Raw genomic sequence first — 17730 nt, 5'->3', positions numbered from 1 at the left:
TCTAACGTGTCTTTATACATAAGATCTGCTGACTGGGGCACACTTCACGTTTCCCAACACAAATTGCAGCTTATATTTCCAGCCACTCTTTTTTCAGTTTTTCATGGTGCAATGCCAGCCACTGTATTGCAATAACGGAAGCCGCATTATCAATAATTCCCTCTTCAACCCATTGATAAGCCTGCTTTCTGCTGACAACCAGTACCCGGATATCTTCATTTTCCCCTTCCAGACCATGAATACCTGAGGCAGTAGAAGAGTTGACTTCTCCTACAAAAATACTCATGCGCTCTGTTGTTCCTCCGGGGCTTGCAAGGTAACTCAATGCCGGCTGACAACGTTTAACTTCAATCCCCGCTTCTTCTATCGCTTCACGGCGGACAACCTGCTCAACATCTTCCCCTTCTTCAATCATGCCGGCAATCACTTCCAGCAACCACGGTGTCTGGCTGGTTTCTATCGCCGGAATGCGGATCTGTTCAATCAGGACAACTTCATCACGCACCGGATCATAAGGCAACAAAACGCCGGCATGGCCCCGTTCAAATACTTCACGCTTAATATTCCCGCTCCATCCTCCACGAAACAGACGGTGCCTGAATTGATACTCCGTCATTTTGAAAAAACCGTGATAGAGTGTTTTTCGGGAAATAACTTCAACATCTTGTTTCGAAAACGTAAATGGTTTTTCTGAATCTATCGATTTTGTAGAAATAAGCGGTGAGGTAAGATCTTCGCGCATAAAAGCTCCTGTTTGTTATCTTTTAATTCTCTACTATTAAAATGTATTTTTTCACATTGTTCTAAGTAAATTGATTTTGAAGATACAAACACACTAGAAAATAAGGCAATATGGCACAAACAGCCACCTTATACTGCAAGTATTCTCTGCTAGAATCTGTGATATTGTTTTTATGCAGAGGCAACTTAAGCAAAATAGCTGCACAACAAGGAACGCAAATGAAAAAATTGCTATCTCTTTTTATCGCTATGAATCTGGTAGGTTTCAGTACTTCAGGCTACGCAGAAGACCTGTTACAAATTTATAAACAGGCGAAAGAAACTAACCCTGAGTTGCTTAAGGCGCTGGCTGATCGCAATTCGGTTTTTGAAGGGATTGATGTAGCCCGCAGCCCTTTGTTACCTCAATTAAGCCTGAATGCGGGAGCCAGCTATACTAAAGCTTTTCGCAACGGTAAACGGGAAACTCATGGTACCAACGCAGCTTTATCGCTGAAACAGAGCATTTTTGATATGTCCTTCTGGAGTAAGCTGAATCAGGCAGAAAAGAAAGCAGGGATTGCCGATATCAGCTATCAGGCAGCCCAGCAGAAATTAATTCTGGATACCGCCAATGCTTATTTTGATGTCCTGAGCAAAATTGATGCTCTGACCTATAGCGAAGCTCAGAAATCCTCACTCTACCGGCAACTGGATCAGACAACCCAGCGCTTCAATGTGGGGCTGGCCGCGATTACTGACGTCCAGAACGCCCGGGCCCAGTATGATTCTATTCTGGCACAGGAAGTTTATGACCGTAATGAGCTGGATAACTCACTGGAAAAATTGCGCCTGATTACCGGTGTTTATTACCCACAGCTGGCTTCATTGAACATTGACCACTTCAAGACAAGTAAGCCAAAACCAGCTGAAGACTTGCTGAAAGAAGCCGAAACCCGCAATCTCAACCTGTTATCTGCACGCTTGATGCAAGATTTGAAACGTGAGCAGATCAAAGATGCTCAGACTGGTTATATGCCAACTCTCGGGTTGTCAGCCAGTACAGGAGTTGAGAATGATCACACGCGTCATGGCAATCCCGGTGAAAGTAACAACCAGTATAGAGGCAACAATTCTGTTAGTGTCTCATTCAGCCTGCCACTTTACAGCGGCGGAGCGACCAGCTCTCAGGTAGAACAGGCTAAATATGATTTCCTCTCCAGCAGTCAGGATTTGGAAAATACTTACCGCAAGGTTATTCAGGATGTTCGTTCTTCCTCCAATGATATTGCAGCTTCTATCAGTAGTATTGAAGCGAACAAACAAGCCGTGCTTTCCGCAGAAAGCTCGCTGCACTCAATGGAAGCCGGTTATCAGGTAGGAACCCGTACTATCGTTGACGTGCTGGACTCAACCACCAAACTGTATCAGGCCAAAAAGAATCTTTCGCAGGCACGATATAAGTACCTGATAAGTCTACTGGTTAATCAGCAATCCCGTGGTACTTTGAACGAAGACGATCTGGCGGCACTGAATAATATACTGGGAACACAGGTTTCAACCTCTGCCAGCAATATTATTAAAGAGATGAAAACACCATCAATTCGCTGAATTAACGCGCTATCGTTTTAGATTAAAAAACGTTATATTAAACGCGCTATACTCAATAAACAGCCCGCCGTTGTGTGGGCTATTTTTAATAGAGCCTAATATACCCTATGGATTTCGAGTTGCATCGCAGCGGCAAAAGAGCAAGTCCCCTGAGCATAGATAACTATGTGACTGGGGTGAGCGAGTGCAGCCAACAAAGAGGCCATTTGAAAGACGACGGGTATAAGCCATCCCATTGTGAATTACTGGTGGGATTAGCTCTTAATCTAACCTGATACCTTTAAGATGGATGCTCCCTATGACAATGAAACGGACAAAAGAGATTAACCGCGATAGTTTCCGCAAAGCGTGGAAACAATATCGTCTGGCACCTGTGGCACTCGCTGTCAGTGCTGTTTTCATGCTTTCTGCCTGTGAACAGAACGATGAAACGGTATCGCTTTACACCAATGCCGATGAGTGTTCCAAGGCAAATCCTTCTCAAAGTGAACAATGTACCATTGCTTATAACAACGCCCTGAAAGAAGCAGAGAAAACCGCACCAAAATATGCGACCCGTGAAGACTGCGTGGCGGAATTTGGTGAACAGCAGTGTACTCAGGCTCCTGCACAGGCAGGTGTCGGCACTCAGGCACAGGCACAAAGCAGTAGCGGAAGCTTCTGGATGCCTTTGATGGCGGGTTATATGATGGGGCACCTGATGGGTAACAGGTCTGCGCCTTCGCAACCGCTGTTCTCATCAAAATCAGCCAGCAGCCCGGCTAATGGTAAATTTGTTGACGCTACAGGTAAAAGTTATGGCCCGGCTACCGCTGGCGGTCGTAGCATGTCTGTACCAAAAACCGCAATGGCACCAAAACCGGCAACCACAACGACAATTACGCGTGGCGGGTTCGGTGATTCGGTGGCAAAACAATCCAGTATGCAGCGTTCATCTGCTGGCTCAAGTTCCAGTTCTTCCCGTTCAATGGGCGGCTAAGTCAAAGTGAGTATTAAGTAAAGATGAAACGCATTAGTATTACTGAGCGCCCGGACTGGCGCGAAAAAGCAACAGAATATGGCTTCAATTTCCATACCATGTATGACCAGCCTTACTGGAGTGAAGAAGCCTACTATCAGTTCAGTCTGGGTCAGATTGAAGAAATTGAAGATGCTACCGCAGAGCTGCATCAGATGTGTTTGCAGGTTGTAGAAAAAGTCATCAATAGTGAAGAACTGCTGACAAAATTCCAGATCCCTAAGCATTGCTGGGAGTTTGTTCGCTCTTCATGGGTAACCAGCCAGCCTTCACTCTATTCCCGTCTGGATTTCGCCTACGATGGTCAGAATCCACCAAAACTGCTGGAAAATAATGCCGATACCCCGACATCCCTGTATGAGTCGGCATTCTTCCAGTGGATCTGGCTGGAAGATCAGGTCAATGCCGGTAATCTGCCGTCGAATGCAGACCAATTCAACAGCCTACAGGAAAAGCTGATCGAACGTTTTGCGCTGTTACGCGAAAAACACGGGTTTGGCCTGCTGCATATGGCATGTTGTCAGGATAGTGAAGAAGACCGTGGCACAATCCAGTATTTGCAGGATTGTGCTTCAGAAGCCGGTATTCCGACAGAATTCCTGTTTATTGAAGATATCGGTCTGGGTGAAAAGGGGCAATTTACAGATTTACAGGATCAGGTGATCGGTAATCTGTTTAAGCTGTATCCGTGGGAATTCATGCTGCGTGAAATATTCTCGACCAAACTGGCTGATGCTGGAGTCCGTTGGCTTGAACCAGCATGGAAGAGTATTATTTCCAACAAAGCATTATTGCCGATGCTATGGAAAATGTTCCCGAATCATCCTAATTTGTTGCCTGCTTATTTTGCTGATGAACGTCCTGCAGACATGGACAGCTACGTGATTAAGCCTTTATTTTCACGTGAAGGGGCCAATATCCGTATTATCGAGAATGGCCGGGAAATAGCCAGTGCAGATGGCCCTTATGGTGAAGAAGGCATGATTGTTCAGCAGTTCCATGCCCTGCCTAAATTCGGCGATAACCATGCGCTGGTAGGAAGCTGGTTAGTGAACGATCAGGCTGCGGGTATCTGTATCCGCGAAGACCGGGAATTAATCACACAGGATCTGTCCCGCTTCTATCCGCATATCATTCTGGATTAATTCAGTCATATCTAATCGATGTTGAATTACATGGCATTAGCGAACAGGTAGTAAACCCCCAGGAACATAGATAACTATGTGACTGGGGTGGGCAAGCGTAGCCAATAAAGTGCCCGTTCGAAAGGTGAAGGGTATTTATTACCCTAATTGGATTGTCAGCATACTTAAGGAGCCATCTTCAATCCCTTCAACTGGCGTTGAAATTGGCTCTTCTTTATCCCATGTTCCCAGTACATAGAAAAGTGGCATAAAGTGTTCAGGTGTCGGGTGGGATAATTTACCATCTTCCCTGTCCAAAGCCTGAAGTAACGGGTGTGGCTCTTCAATGCTAGCCAGGTTTTCACGGACAAACTGCTCAAAAGAAAGTGCCCACGGGTAAGGTTCTGCACCCAGCTCTTCGGCTGGCAGGTTATGCACGACATTCCCGCTGCCGATGATCATAACGCCTTCATCCCGTAACATAGATAGTTTTCTCCCTATATCATAATAGAAAGCGGTCGACTGATTACGATCTATGCTCAGCTGGACCACCGGAATATCCGCATCAGGGTACATTTTAGCTAATATTCCCCAGGAGCCATGATCCAATCCCCATTCGTCAAAATCAGTTTCGACCTCAATCGGCTCAAGAATATCCTGTACCAAAACAGCCAGTTCAGGAAAACCTCTCGCTGGATACTGTTTTTCATGCAATTCACGGGGAAAATTACCAAAATCGTGGATAGTTCTGGGCTGAGACATTGCCGTCACAGCAGTACCATCTATATACCAATGCGCAGAAATTACCAGAATGGCTCTTGGTCTGGGGAGTTTTTGCCCTAATTCAAACCAGGCTCGTGAATAACAATTATCTTCAATGGCATTCATTGGACTACCGTGACCAATGAACAAGGCGGGCATTCTCAGGAGACTCATTCTCGTCCCTCATACAGCAAATCAAACATGGTGGATTATGGATAGCGACAAAAAAATTATGGCAAGATTATGATGTTTCTTCCCTGAATATGACCAATCAAAAAATGATGGGGTACTTTAAAAATACTGAAAGGCCACAGGGTGTGGACTGCGGCCTTATAAGCGTACATGCGATAAGAACTGATATATTCTATCCTGTTCGGCCTTTTATTCCGAACTTTTTTTACCCATCATGACTCGGAATGTAGTTTTATCAGCTACAAATTGAGAACCATGAGATATTCCATGCTAATGGAGGACGATATCAGTAGAAGAAAACCACCGAACTGAATCAGCCAACAGCTTTTTCCATTTTAATGCGATACTCAACCAAATCTTCAATTGTGACCACTGGCATATCGTGCTGTTGAGCAAATTCAATCACCTCAGGTGCTCTGGCCATGGAGCCATCATCATTCGTCAGCTCACACAACACACCTGCTGGTTTGAAGCCTGCAAGTTTGACCAAATCAATCGTTGCTTCTGTATGACCACGGCGGGTTAAAACCCCCCCGTTCTGCGCCCGCAGAGGAAAAACATGACCCGGACGATTCAGATCATCCGGCTGCGCGCCATCTACAATAGCCGCACGAATGGTTGTAATACGATCTGCGGCAGATACGCCTGTTGTCACTCCCTGTGCAGCTTCAATCGTAATAGTAAAAGCCGTCTGATACTGGCTTGAATTGTTTTCCACCATCATAGGCAACTGTAATTGCCGACGGCGCTCATCTGTCATGCAGAGACATACAATTCCGCTGCCATGACGAATGGTTAATGCCATTTGTTCCACAGTCATGGTTTCGGCGGCGAAAATCATATCACCTTCATTTTCACGATTTTCATCATCCAGTACCATTACCCCACCGCCAGCACGTAAAGCCGCGATCGCGCGTTCAACACGTTGGAATGGAGTGCCATAGGAAGAAAGTAGCGTCTGATTCATGGTAAAAAAACCTCTTTTAAGTATATGGGTTACCAGAATCAGGGCGATTTTGAGGAGTTGATATTGCTTAAAAATGAAGCAAAAAAAACAACAGACGAGCGCAAGCGCCCGATTGATGCTGTTATTCTCTCCCATCCGGACTATAACCGTCGGCTCCAGAGTCACACTGGATCTGCTGACCTCTATTTATATCCCGATTGGTTGTATTTTTAACAACAACGAGATAACAACAAATAGAGCGCTCGCGGGCTTCATGAAATCACCAGAAGATAATTTCATTTTACCGCCGGTAGGGACTTTCACCCTGCCCTGAGATAAGCCATTCGACTATAACGTTAATGCTTCATCAGGGCAATTAGTAAAAACCAAATATAAAACCTGTCTCTCAATCATTTGTGCTTTCGCCAGCAGGTATTAAAATAGCGACAACATTATTTTTATTAATAACAGCCCGGTGATTGAACTGACGCTGTCAGTAAAAGGATACCCATTATGCTCGATCCGAAAAAAATTGAACAAATTGCCCGCCAAATCCACAATGCGATGCCGAAAGGTGTAAAAGAGTTTGGTGATGATATAGAGAAAAAATTGCGCACGGTATTGCAATCTCAGTTGAGTAAGCTGGATCTCGTCAACCGTGAGGAATTTGATGTTCAGACTCAGGTTTTACTGCGTACCCGTGAAAAACTGATCAGTATGGAACAGCGCCTGAACGAACTGGAAGCTCGTTTCGAAGCCCCAAAAACAGCGGTTGATGCCGAAGAGAGTCATGGCGAAAAGAAAGCTGATTAATACATAAGGAGAATTGCAACAAAATACAATTCTCCCAATCATTTAGGCTATGCCGTTGATGTCACCCGTGAAATTACGAAAAAAACATAACGGCATTATGGCTCAGATAAAATTACTGACTTTTTATCGCCTTAATAATATTGGTCGTTGAGATACCGTCTTCAAAATTCAGCACCTGCACTTCACCACCAGCGGCCCAGACTTCCTCACTGCCAGCGATCTCTTCAGGCTTATAATCCCCGCCCTTGACCAGAATATCAGGCAAAATACCAGCAATCAGGCGCTGCGGTGTATCTTCTTCAAATGCAACAACCCAGTCCACTGACTCCAGTGCAGACAGTACAATCATTCGTTGTTCCAGCGGATTAACAGGTCGCGTTTCACCTTTCAGGCGTCTGGTTGAGGCATCACTGTTAACTGCCACAATTAGGCGATCGCCCAGTTTACGGGCATTGGATAAATAAGAAACATGCCCCGCATGGAGAATATCGAAACAGCCGTTCGTCATCACGATGCGTTCACCGCGCTGACGCGCCTGTTCAACGACTTCTTTCAGGCGTGATTCATTCATCACACCAAAGCCTGTTTCTGCACGTCCACGCACAGCATTTTCCAACTCCACCGGGGAAACAGTGGAGGTACCCAGTTTACCGACTACCACTCCCGCAGCCGCATTAGCCAGATAACAGGCTTCAGCCAGTGGCTTACCAGCTGCAATTGCCGTTGCCAGAACACCAATTACCGTGTCACCGGCGCCCGTTACATCAAAAACTTCCTGCGCCTGCGTTGGCAGATGTAAAGGAGGCTGCCCGACACGCAGCAGACTCATGCCACGCTCTGAACGGGTGATTAACAGCGCTTTCAGTTCCAGATCCTGTACCAGCTGCGTACCTTTGCGCACCAGTTCATCATCATCTTTACAATGACCAACCACAGCTTCAAATTCTGACATATTCGGAGTCAGCAGGGTTGCGCCACGATAACGCTCAAAGTCGTGGCCTTTAGGGTCAATCAGAACTGGGACACCAGCATCATTTGCCAGCTTAATCATTGCCTGAACCTGACTCAGCGCGCCTTTAGCGTAATCGGACAATACCAGTGCACCGATATTTGGCAGAGCTTGCTGAATTTTCTCCAGCATTGGCTGAGCATCTACGTTCTGGAAGCCTTCTTCGAAATCCAGACGGATCAGTTGCTGATTACGGGAAAGAATACGTAATTTCGTAATAGTCGGATGGGTTGAAACGGAAACAAAGTCACACCGGACTTTCACGCTGCTCAGTTTTTCGCTTAATGCACGGGCTGCATCATCAATACCCGTTAACCCGATTAAATGTGAATTAGCGCCCAATGATGCAATATTCATAGCAACGTTAGCTGCTCCGCCCGGACGTTCTTCGATGGTGTCAACTTTAACAACAGGAACCGGCGCTTCCGGTGAAATGCGGCTGGTTGGGCCGTACCAATAGCGATCTAACATGACATCGCCAACAACCAAAACACCTGCACGGTGAAAATCAGGGAGTGCTACGTTCATCCCATGCTCCAAATATCAGAATAAATTGTGGCGGATATTACCATAACCAGCCAGAATGCCAGAAAGAACCCTCAGAAAAAGCCAGACTCACTGTGCTTTATCTCCAAGCCATTTCTGCCAGCTATTGTGTACGAGTGCTTTCTGTTGGATGAACCGTTCAGCAGGCACATGGCTGGATAGTGCCTGTAAAGCAAGCTGGTGCAGTTCATTACGCAGAGTAATATAAGCCTGTGTCAGTGCACTTGCTTCCTCCTCGTCCATAATATTGTATTCAGCCATTAACTCAAAAATGCGGACATTATCAGACCAGCGGGTCAGTTTGGCGTTTTCAGGAGCGTAACGCAGTACCTGATATTGGGCGATAAATTCAATGTCTGTGATCCCTCCGGGATCAGCTTTAATATCAAACTGACCATGTTGATGGCTTCCCAGATGCCGATACATTTTTTCGCGCATTTCACGTACTTGCTGGCGCAACAGTTCAGGCTCCCGTGGCATACATAGCGTTTCACCGCGAATACGCTCAAAATCGCTCCGCATTTTTTCATCACCAAATACCATCCGGGCACGAATCAACGCCTGATGCTCCCACGTCCATGCCTCTTTTTTCTGATATTCATCAAAGGCTTCAAGAGTACTGACCAACATGCCTGATTCGCCGGACGGACGCAGTCGGGCATCCACTTCATACAACACCCCTGAAGCTGTTCGGGTACTGAATAAATGAAGGATCCGCTGGGCCAGACGCAAATAGAACTGGCGGGCATCAATGGAACGATCGCCATCAGTCATTACCCCAATCGGGCAATCCAGTAAAAACACCAGATCCAAATCAGAACCATAACCCAGTTCCCATCCACCTAATTTGCCATAACCCAGAATGGCAAAACCAAGCCCCTGACGTTGCGATAAATGAGTTGGTGTGCCGAAACGTTTTACCATCTGGTTCCACGCCAGATGCACCACCGAGCCGATAATCGCTTCAGCCAGATAAGTCAGATGATCGCTGACTTTCATAACCGACAGGGCACCCGCGATATCTTCTGCGGCTATCCGAAATAGTTGCGCCTGTTTGAACTGCCTCAATGCTTCCAGTAACTGCTCTTCATCATCTTCGGGAATACGCAATAAGTACTGATACAGCTCATCCCGATACGCCTCCAACGGTAATGGCTTATACAATGAAGTCGGATCGAGTAATTCATCCAGTAATAGAGGGTGATGGCTAAGCTGGCAGGCAATCATCGGAGAAGCGGCACACAGACGAATAACGTGGGTCATCACCTGTTCTGACTCCAGAATCAGCTCCAGATATGTTGTCCGGCTGACAATACTCAGCAATAAAGGGATAACCCGCTCCAATACGGTATTGGTGTCTTCTCTTGCCACAATCTTTGCCAGCAGACGAGGCATCAGATGATCCAGCACGTCACGTCCCCGCGGGCCAATGGTGCGCTTACTGATATCGTTACGTAGCGACACCATCGTCTCGAGCATTTTTTGGGCTTCAGGTTCACTGAGATGAGGAACAAGTGCTATCAGTTCGTCTCTGTTCAGATACTCCAGCCATAGGCTCTTAAACGGCACATGAGCGGAGACTTCCCCATTACCCTCAGTTTCATCACCGATCAGCTGCTGAAAAATATCCCGCACAACCAGCATATTTTTTTCTGTTTCTGCTATTAAGTGATCCCAGTCAGAAAATCCCATTCCCCAGCATAAACGGGCACGATCCAGCTCACTTTCCGGTAACGTCTGGGTTTGTTGATCACGAATGGATTGCAGCAAATTCTCAAGCCGACGTAAGAACAGGTAACTTTCTTTGAGTTGTCTGACCTGCTCCTGAGTTAATAATGCCAATGTTTCGATGGCTTCCAGTGCCCGTAATAATGAACGGGATTGCAGGATGGGTTCTCTGCCTCCGCGGATCAACTGAAATACCTGTGTGATAAATTCAATTTCCCGAATTCCACCAGCTCCCAATTTAATATTGTCTTTTAAACCACGCCGACGAACTTCCCGTTCAATCATATTCTTCATGTTGCGTAACGACTGGATCACACTGAAATCGATATAACGGCGATAGATAAATGGCCTTAACATCTGACGTAATTCGTTACAGTACGCCTGATCGTCATGCCCCAGAATCCGCGCCTTGATTAACGCATAACGCTCCCAGTCTCGCCCCTGTTCCTGATAATAATCCTCCAGTGCCGGGAAGCTGAATACCAGCGGCCCGCTATCACCAAACGGGCGTAATCGCATATCAACACGATAAACAAAACCATCGATCGTCTGCTGATCTAATACCTTGATCAGTTTTTGCCCCAGCCGGGTAAAAAACTGTGCATTATCCATTTCACGGCGGCCACCTCGTGTCACACCGTTTTCCGGATAGGCAAAAATCAGATCAATGTCAGAAGAGAAATTAAGTTCTCCTCCACCCAGTTTACCCATACCGAGAATCAATAGTGGCTGTGCAACACCAGCCTGATCCGTGGGCGTTCCCCAACTCTGACAGCAATGACGGTACAACCAGTCACGGGCAGCAATAATCAGCGTTTCCGCCAGTACACTCAATTGTTGCAATGTCTGCTCTGTTGTACTGCTATGCAGAGCCTGTGACCATGCAATTCTCACCAACATTCTGTTGCGGAAAAGACGTAAAGCCCGCATGAGGGTATTTTCGTCATTGGCTGAAGATAAAGCCTGATTCAGCCATTCAGCCAGCCATGTAGAATAGTATTTCCACTCATCAGGCTGCGGAGGATCCTGACGGATCTCATCCAGCCATTCCGCACGAGTCAGTAGATTTTCTGCTACAAAGTCACTTATCGCCAACACCGCCTGTTCATGTGGTGCAAAGTTATCTGAGATTGCCTCTGATTGCCGGAATGATGGCTGAAAGTGCATCACCGTATGCTTTAATTGATGAGTTAAAACGGATGAAAGTGGCAGCATAGTCAGGTTCCATTGTTTATGGTAATTGGGTCATCAACCACTGAGTCAGAGCCAGTTTACATTGCAGCCATTTCGCGTTGTAACACAGGTTCTCTGCACCAGTCTCTGCATCGGCCTTAGAAAGGCGCTCTTCTAATTCAGACAATAAACCCAGTGCCGGAGCTGTTCCGCCTTGTTTTTCAACCACCAGCCCTGCCCGTTTTAAAACTTTCTCTAAGCCTGCTTTTCCTGCATTGGTCCCTGCCAGCCACCCTTCCTCTTGTTCCTGCCACTGTTGCAGGATATCTGTCAGAAGAACAGATAACGGTTGCTGCCATTCCGGCATTTCAGAGATCTCCGCTTCCATACCAGCCAAGTTAATGGACGAGACTTCTCTGACAAGCGCATAACCCCGTGCCGCTTTGCTACTGTTTGCCAGTCGTAATCCTCCCTGAACCGCCAGTTCCTCAGCTAATGACAGCACATCAGACACCTGCCCGGATTTCAGCTCCAGTTCAAATTCACAAATAGGCGAGGTTTTCTCTCCGGCACGAATTTCTCCCTTATCCAGAACCACTTCGATTTCACTCTGTCCATAGTTCACCAGCCATTTTTCACGAGAAAAATCCGTGCTGAACAGATCCGTCAATGTAGCCTGCAATTGAGTAATATCGGTATTTTCAGGCCAGATATCAGCAGGAAACAGGGCTAAATTCAGTTTTGGCTGATGAAGAGGAACGTTGAATTCTGGTCTCTGATGCAAACCACCAATAACCCGCCCGGCTGTTTTAATCGTCATTTCATACTGTTGGTCAAAACCACGAATACGCAGCCCCATATCCCAGCGGCGCAGCTGGTTATCCGGTGTTTCAAAGTAAATATTGGTCAAATGTTGTGGTGAGGTGTAATGATTAGGAAGCTGGAATAATCGGTCGCGTACTGTCGATATCGTTTCGGGTTTTACTGACAGTTTCAACTCTACTTCTACAGAACGCATATCTATCTCTCTCTCGGTTCATACTGCGCGGATCGTTTTTCATCCTGACCACGGTTTTTTCAGGGAAATTCTTCAGAGAAGTTTTTCAGAATATGAAAAATAAACCACAATAGCCTGTTCTCTCAACAATGATTGTGCTACTCCATCAAAAAAACCCTAACAATATCGATATTCGGTCAGTTGATTGAACATTCATTCTGGTTTACTGATTGCACCCACAAACTTAACTCTTTACTATCAGCCTGAGTAGTTTGAAAAATTGGATAGCTTGAATCACGTTAATCACATACACCAAAACAGTTGACAACAGAATGCAGAAACTACATCGATTACTTATTTTATTACTTGGTTTTACACTTCCGTTATCCGTGCATGCTGAAGAAAAACGTTATGTTTCCGATGAACTATCAGCCTACATTCGTAGCGGCCCAAGTAATCAGAACCGCATTACGGGTTCATTGAATGCGGGTTCAGAAGTCATTCTGGTGAATCCTAAATCAGAGAATGGCTACTCGCAGATAAAGGACAGCAAAGGGCGTACAAGCTGGATCTTATCCAGTGAACTCAGCGCTATTCCCAGTGTGCACGAGCGTATTCCCGCTATGGAACAGAAAATTAAAAAGCTGACTGAGCAATTGGCTAATATTGATAATAGCTGGAATGAACGTACTGCTGAAATGCAGGACAAAGTCGCTGCCAGCGATAGAATCATCAATGACTTAAAAGCCGAGAATACCAAACTCAATAACAAGCTGACTGTCGCTGAGAAAAAAGTAGAAATTGCTAACCTACAGCTCGATGATAAACAAAGAGAAATCATTTTGCAGTGGTTCATGTATGGCGGAGCTGTCGCTGGTATCGGCCTGCTGTTGGGACTTGTTCTACCGCATATCATTCCGCGTCGGAAACGCAAAGATCGCTGGATGAGCTGATTTTAAAACGCCGGTTTTAAGGATGCAGGGTTCAGGAATATCGATTCAAGAACATAGTCTTAAGGATATAGCTTTAAAGGACACAAGCGTGAAAGTTTACTTGGTTGGCGGAGCCGTTCGTGATCAACTGTTGAATCTGCCGATTACAGAAAGAGACTGGGTTGTTGTTGGCGGCAGCCCTGAAGAACTCCTGTCACAGGGATATCAACAGGTCGGGAAAGATTTTCCCGTCTTCCTGCATCCTCAGACTCATGAAGAGTATGCTCTGGCACGTACAGAGCGAAAATCCGGTCAGGGATATACCGGATTTACCTGTTATGCCGCTCCTGATGTCACACTAGAGGAAGATCTTTTGCGTCGGGATCTGACTATCAATGCCATCGCACAAACGGCCGAAGGTGAATTGATCGACCCGTATCAGGGCACTGAAGATCTGAAAAAGCGTATCCTTCGTCATGTTTCAGCAGCATTTGCAGAAGACCCGCTGCGAGTATTACGTCTGGCCCGCTTTGCAGCCCGTTTTGCTCATTTAGATTTTGCCATCGCAACGGAAACACAGGCGCTGATCACTGAAATGACAGCGAGTGGTGAATTGTCATCCCTAACTCCTGAACGAGTCTGGCGGGAAACGGAAAAAGCACTCGCATCGCAATCCCCACAGGTTTATTTTCAGGTTTTACGCAATTGTGGCGCTCTGGCTGTTCTTTTTCCGGAACTCAATAACCTGTTTGATGCTCCTCTCAAGCACACAGATACTGGTCTGAATATGGGCGTTCATTCTCTGAACGTCCTGAAAATGTCTACTTATCTGAGCACTGATATTGATATTCGGTTTGCTTCACTGTGCACTCACATCGAAAGTGAACAGATTAAACAGTTGTGTGAACGATTACGTATTCCTAATTCTGTACGGGATCTTACCGGCATCGTGGCTCAATATTCCGGTTGGGTACATACGGCTCAACAACTACCGCCAGAAAAAGTGCTGGCGCTGTTCAATGCCATCGATGTATGGCGAAAACTGCAACGCCTTGAGCAGTTAATTATCTGTAGTAAAGCCGATATCTGTGCCTCTACCGGCTCGAAAACACCGCTCTATCCCTCTGAAAACTATTTACGCGGCGCTTTTACTGTTGCTGCTCAAGTCAGTGTTCAGCAAATCATTGTCCGTGGTTTTCAGGGAGCGGAGATTCGCACAGAATTAGAACGGCAACGCCAGCTAGCCATCGCCGACTGGGAACAAAGCCAGCGCTAGCGGGCTTTACGTTCAATCACGACACCCACACTGGTTGCCTGTGCCACAGCGCCGGGCTTACTGACTTTAATTCTGACCCACGGCGAGTGAAACTGATTCAGTAAAATATCCGCCACTTCTTCCGCCACTCGTTCAACGAGAGCAAATCGCTGGTTTTCTACATGCCGGATCACCGTTTCACTAACCTGAGAATAATCCAGACAGTGCTCAACATTATCACTGGAAGCTGCGCGTTTATTGTCCCAGCCCATTTCGATATCGAACACCAGTTTTTGCTTAATCGTCTGTTCCCAGTCATATACGCCAATCGTAGTAATAACAGTTAATTCTTTAATAAATACGATATCCATCACGCTGTTTCCCCGTTTTTTAGTTCACCGGATACCACTTCCGACTAAATGTGCGTATTATCCATTGTTATAGTAAAGAAAACGACCCTTATTCATTGGACATTGGAGATATCTTATGAGTGCTATCGCGCTTGGTATGATCATCTTCGCGTATCTATGTGGCTCTATATCCAGCGCGATATTGATCTGTCGTCTGGCAGGATTACCCGATCCTCGCCAGCATGGTTCCGGTAATCCGGGAGCAACAAATGTACTGCGTATCGGCGGAAAAGGTGCCGCATTGGCAGTACTGATCTGCGATGTACTGAAAGGCATGATCCCTGTCTGGCTGGCATATAAACTCAACATTCAACCCTTTTATTTAGGCATTATCGCTATCGCAGCCTGTTTAGGGCATATTTACCCGGTTTTCTTCCATTTCAAAGGCGGTAAAGGTGTTGCCACTGCATTCGGTGCCATCGCTGCCATTGGTTGGGATCTTATGGGGTTAATTGCCGGCACTTGGCTGCTGACCGTATTATTGAGCGGTTACTCCTCATTAGGCGCGATTATCGGTGCGCTGGTTGCACCTTTCTACGTCTGGTGGTTTAAACCTGAATTTACCTTTCCCGTCGCTATGCTTTCATGCCTGATACTTATGCGCCATCACGATAATATTCAGCGTCTCTGGCGAGGACAGGAAAGCCGTATCTGGCATAAGCTGAAAAAGAAAAAAGAAATGACTGAAAAAGAAAAAGTTCAGGCAGAGAAGGAACAGCAGCAACAGGACGATTAACACGAATGTCCCCGCGAGGGGGCTATTCCCTCTTTCCAAATAGCATGGAGAGACAAAATTGTTTGTTCCAAAAGAGATTACTTTTTTCCCGCCACCAGATCCCAATGAAAATCCGTGGGTGCATGGAAAACCTATCGAAGAAGTTATAGAGGTCGTGGATTATGATCCTGAATGGGTCACTCAGTGGCAACAACTTTCTGCTGATATAAAATCTGTACTGGGCAGCACAGTCCTCCGGCTGGAGCATGTTGGCTCAACGTCTGTGCCCCATCTTGCCGCCAAACCAATCATCGATATCGATCTTATTGTGGAAGATCCCATACAGGAAAAAAAGTATTTGCCAGCACTGGAAAAGCTAGGCTATTACTTAACCGTACGTGAACCCAGCTTTTATCAGCATCGCTGTTTTCGTCTGGCAAAACCAAGAGCCAATCTCCACGTATTTGGCCCTGCCTGCCCTGAACATATCCGCCATATTTTATTCCGCGACTGGCTCAGAAAACATCCTGAAGATCGGGAACGCTATATCTCTGCTAAACTTCAGGCAGCAGATAATGTAACTCACGTTATGGATTACAATCAGAGAAAACATGCGGTTGTGCATGAAATATACATGAAGATATTCAAGCACCAAGGCTTACTGTAGTTCTTAACATTGTAAAACCATTGTGAAGGGGGTTATATGAAAGCACTTGTTTATCACGGAGCCGGAAAAAAACTTTGGGAAGAGAAAGCGCCACCCCAACTCATTGAGCCCACTGATGCTATTGTTCGCATTGTCAAAACCACCATTTGTGGGACAGACCTGCACATCCTCAAAGGAGACGTTCCTACTGTTGAGCAGGGCCGGACACTGGGCCATGAAGGTATTGGTATTGTTGAGTCAATAGGCGATTCTGTCCGTAACCTCAAAGTCGGTGATAAAGTTATCATCTCCTGTATTACCGTCTGTGGTAGTTGCCCCTATTGTAAGCGCCAGCTTTATGCGCACTGCAAAGATGGGGGCTGGATTCTGGGGCATAAAATCGATGGTACTCAGGCAGAAAAAGTACGTATTCCCCACGCTGATAACAGTCTTCATCGCCTGCCGGAAGGTGTTGATGAAGAAGCCGCCTTAATGCTCAGCGATATTCTGCCGACCGGACTTGAAATTGGTGTTATTAATGGCAGGGTTCAGCCGGGCAATACCATCGCCTTAATTGGTGCAGGGCCGGTCGGACTGTCTGCGCTACTGGCATCCCAGTTTTACTCTCCGGCACATATCATCATGATAGATACCGATGATAATCGCCTCAGCGTTGCTCAGCAGTTTGGTGCCAACACAATTATCAACCCGACACGGCAAAACGTGGTTGAAACCATCCACAAATTGACTGATGGCATTGGTGTTGACGTTGCTATTGAGTGTGTGGGGATCCCTGCGACTTTCCAGATATGTCAGGATATCATCGCCGCAGGTGGGTTCATTGCTAATGTTGGTGTTCATGGCAAATCCGTCGATTTACATCTGGAAAATCTCTGGATCAAAAATATCACCATCACCACTGGGCTGGTCAATACAAGCAGCACTCCCATGCTGTTGAAAAGCGTTCAATCCGGTAAGATTTCACCGGAAAAATTGGTCACTCACCATTATTCATTGAGTGAAATAGAGACCGCTTATGACATATTTGGGAATGCCGCCAAAGAGAAAGCATTGAAAATCGTCCTGTCAGCATAAATTGATGTAGCAGGAAAAGTCGCGGGATGACAACTTTT

16 protein-coding genes and 1 riboswitch are annotated in these 17730 nt (G+C 46.2%); of the genes, 9 read left to right on the top strand and 7 right to left on the bottom strand.

Annotated features, from left to right (window positions below; all coding sequences use genetic code 11):
• Positions 1–70: 70 nt before the first annotated feature.
• Complete coding sequence (gene nudF, locus AACX38_RS11845) at positions 71–742, bottom strand: ADP-ribose diphosphatase (protein WP_228862975.1); 672 nt, start codon at positions 740–742, stop codon at positions 71–73.
• 218 nt (positions 743–960) lie between these two features.
• Here nudF and tolC point away from each other — a divergent pair, with 218 nt between their 5' ends.
• From tolC to AACX38_RS11830, 3 genes are all read left to right on the top strand, one after another.
• Positions 961–2331, top strand: a complete 1371-nt coding sequence (gene tolC / locus AACX38_RS11840) for an outer membrane channel protein TolC (protein WP_228862974.1) — start codon at positions 961–963, stop codon at positions 2329–2331.
• 298 nt (positions 2332–2629) lie between these two features.
• Positions 2630–3310: a DUF1190 family protein gene (locus tag AACX38_RS11835; protein ID WP_228857710.1), complete on the top strand. Its 681-nt coding sequence runs from the start codon at positions 2630–2632 to the stop codon at positions 3308–3310.
• 23 nt (positions 3311–3333) lie between these two features.
• On the top strand, positions 3334–4494 hold the full coding sequence (locus AACX38_RS11830; protein ID WP_228862973.1) for a glutathionylspermidine synthase family protein: 1161 nt from the start codon (positions 3334–3336) through the stop codon (positions 4492–4494).
• 138 nt (positions 4495–4632) lie between these two features.
• Here the strand turns inward: AACX38_RS11830 and ygiD are convergent, their stop codons facing one another.
• Positions 4633–5409 carry a 4,5-DOPA-extradiol-dioxygenase gene (gene ygiD, locus AACX38_RS11825; protein ID WP_228862972.1) on the bottom strand — a complete coding sequence of 259 codons (777 nt, stop codon included), beginning with the start codon at positions 5407–5409 and terminating at the stop codon, positions 4633–4635.
• A 331-nt stretch (positions 5410–5740) separates the two neighbouring features.
• Positions 5741–6394, bottom strand: coding sequence for a 3,4-dihydroxy-2-butanone-4-phosphate synthase (ribB, locus tag AACX38_RS11820; protein WP_099120105.1), 654 nt, complete (start codon positions 6392–6394; stop codon positions 5741–5743).
• 119 nt (positions 6395–6513) lie between these two features.
• Positions 6514–6714: riboswitch (FMN riboswitch) on the bottom strand.
• A gap of 172 nt (positions 6715–6886) precedes the next feature.
• Between ribB and ubiK the strand changes: the two genes are divergently transcribed.
• Positions 6887–7186 carry a ubiquinone biosynthesis accessory factor UbiK gene (ubiK, locus tag AACX38_RS11815; RefSeq protein ID WP_228862971.1) on the top strand — a complete coding sequence of 100 codons (300 nt, stop codon included), beginning with the start codon at positions 6887–6889 and terminating at the stop codon, positions 7184–7186.
• Between the two features lie 112 nt (positions 7187–7298).
• Here ubiK and hldE read toward each other — a convergent pair whose 3' ends face one another.
• From hldE to AACX38_RS11800, 3 genes are all read right to left on the bottom strand, one after another.
• Positions 7299–8723: a bifunctional D-glycero-beta-D-manno-heptose-7-phosphate kinase/D-glycero-beta-D-manno-heptose 1-phosphate adenylyltransferase HldE gene (hldE, locus tag AACX38_RS11810; RefSeq protein WP_228862970.1), complete on the bottom strand. Its 1425-nt coding sequence runs from the start codon at positions 8721–8723 to the stop codon at positions 7299–7301.
• Positions 8724–8810: 87 nt separating this feature from the next.
• Complete coding sequence (gene glnE / locus AACX38_RS11805; RefSeq protein ID WP_255711907.1) at positions 8811–11684, bottom strand: bifunctional [glutamate--ammonia ligase]-adenylyl-L-tyrosine phosphorylase/[glutamate--ammonia-ligase] adenylyltransferase; 2874 nt, start codon at positions 11682–11684, stop codon at positions 8811–8813.
• Positions 11685–11700: 16 nt separating this feature from the next.
• A complete protein-coding gene (locus AACX38_RS11800; protein WP_228862969.1) occupies positions 11701–12660 on the bottom strand; it encodes a CYTH domain-containing protein in 960 nt (319 codons plus the stop codon).
• 311 nt (positions 12661–12971) lie between these two features.
• Here AACX38_RS11800 and AACX38_RS11795 point away from each other — a divergent pair, with 311 nt between their 5' ends.
• Complete coding sequence (locus tag AACX38_RS11795) at positions 12972–13592, top strand: TIGR04211 family SH3 domain-containing protein (RefSeq protein ID WP_228862968.1); 621 nt, start codon at positions 12972–12974, stop codon at positions 13590–13592.
• 88 nt (positions 13593–13680) lie between these two features.
• Positions 13681–14847, top strand: a complete 1167-nt coding sequence (locus tag AACX38_RS11790; protein ID WP_228862967.1) for a multifunctional CCA addition/repair protein — start codon at positions 13681–13683, stop codon at positions 14845–14847.
• Here AACX38_RS11790 and folB read toward each other — a convergent pair.
• Entirely contained in the window at positions 14844–15197 is a 354-nt protein-coding gene (gene folB / locus AACX38_RS11785; RefSeq protein ID WP_228862966.1) for a bifunctional dihydroneopterin aldolase/7,8-dihydroneopterin epimerase, read from the bottom strand. The genes AACX38_RS11790 and folB overlap by 4 nt on opposite strands.
• A gap of 115 nt (positions 15198–15312) precedes the next feature.
• Here folB and plsY point away from each other — a divergent pair, with 115 nt between their 5' ends.
• Genes plsY through AACX38_RS11770 form a run of 3 tightly spaced genes read left to right on the top strand, consistent with a single transcriptional unit; the run spans position 15313 to position 17692 of the window.
• Complete coding sequence (gene plsY, locus AACX38_RS11780; RefSeq protein WP_099120097.1) at positions 15313–15972, top strand: glycerol-3-phosphate 1-O-acyltransferase PlsY; 660 nt, start codon at positions 15313–15315, stop codon at positions 15970–15972.
• A gap of 58 nt (positions 15973–16030) precedes the next feature.
• Positions 16031–16618, top strand: coding sequence for a GrpB family protein (locus AACX38_RS11775; RefSeq protein ID WP_228862965.1), 588 nt, complete (start codon positions 16031–16033; stop codon positions 16616–16618).
• Between the two features lie 36 nt (positions 16619–16654).
• Complete coding sequence (locus tag AACX38_RS11770) at positions 16655–17692, top strand: zinc-dependent alcohol dehydrogenase family protein (RefSeq protein WP_228862964.1); 1038 nt, start codon at positions 16655–16657, stop codon at positions 17690–17692.
• Positions 17693–17730 lie beyond the last annotated feature (38 nt).

The sequence above is a fragment of the Xenorhabdus sp. PB30.3 genome (assembly GCF_963895965.1).
Lineage (GTDB): Bacteria > Pseudomonadota > Gammaproteobacteria > Enterobacterales > Enterobacteriaceae > Xenorhabdus > Xenorhabdus stockiae.
The sequence above is the reverse complement of the archived record's forward strand: the minus strand, read 5'-3'. Positions and strand labels throughout refer to the sequence as shown.

Bases quoted from the DNA above. Each gene is read 5' to 3' on its own strand.
- nudF (WP_228862975.1), bottom strand. From the start codon at position 742: ATGCGCGAAGATCTTACCTCACCGCTTATTTCTACAAAATCGATAGAT.
- tolC (WP_228862974.1), top strand. From the start codon at position 961: ATGAAAAAATTGCTATCTCTTTTTATCGCTATGAATCTGGTAGGTTTC.
- AACX38_RS11835 (WP_228857710.1), top strand. From the start codon at position 2,630: ATGACAATGAAACGGACAAAAGAGATTAACCGCGATAGTTTCCGCAAA.
- AACX38_RS11830 (WP_228862973.1), top strand. From the start codon at position 3,334: ATGAAACGCATTAGTATTACTGAGCGCCCGGACTGGCGCGAAAAAGCA.
- ygiD (WP_228862972.1), bottom strand. From the start codon at position 5,409: ATGAGTCTCCTGAGAATGCCCGCCTTGTTCATTGGTCACGGTAGTCCA.
- ribB (WP_099120105.1), bottom strand. From the start codon at position 6,394: ATGAATCAGACGCTACTTTCTTCCTATGGCACTCCATTCCAACGTGTT.
- ubiK (WP_228862971.1), top strand. From the start codon at position 6,887: ATGCTCGATCCGAAAAAAATTGAACAAATTGCCCGCCAAATCCACAAT.
- hldE (WP_228862970.1), bottom strand. From the start codon at position 8,723: ATGAACGTAGCACTCCCTGATTTTCACCGTGCAGGTGTTTTGGTTGTT.
- glnE (WP_255711907.1), bottom strand. From the start codon at position 11,684: ATGCTGCCACTTTCATCCGTTTTAACTCATCAATTAAAGCATACGGTG.
- AACX38_RS11800 (WP_228862969.1), bottom strand. From the start codon at position 12,660: ATGCGTTCTGTAGAAGTAGAGTTGAAACTGTCAGTAAAACCCGAAACG.
- AACX38_RS11795 (WP_228862968.1), top strand. From the start codon at position 12,972: ATGCAGAAACTACATCGATTACTTATTTTATTACTTGGTTTTACACTT.
- folB (WP_228862966.1), bottom strand. From the start codon at position 15,197: ATGGATATCGTATTTATTAAAGAATTAACTGTTATTACTACGATTGGC.
- plsY (WP_099120097.1), top strand. From the start codon at position 15,313: ATGAGTGCTATCGCGCTTGGTATGATCATCTTCGCGTATCTATGTGGC.
- AACX38_RS11770 (WP_228862964.1), top strand. From the start codon at position 16,655: ATGAAAGCACTTGTTTATCACGGAGCCGGAAAAAAACTTTGGGAAGAG.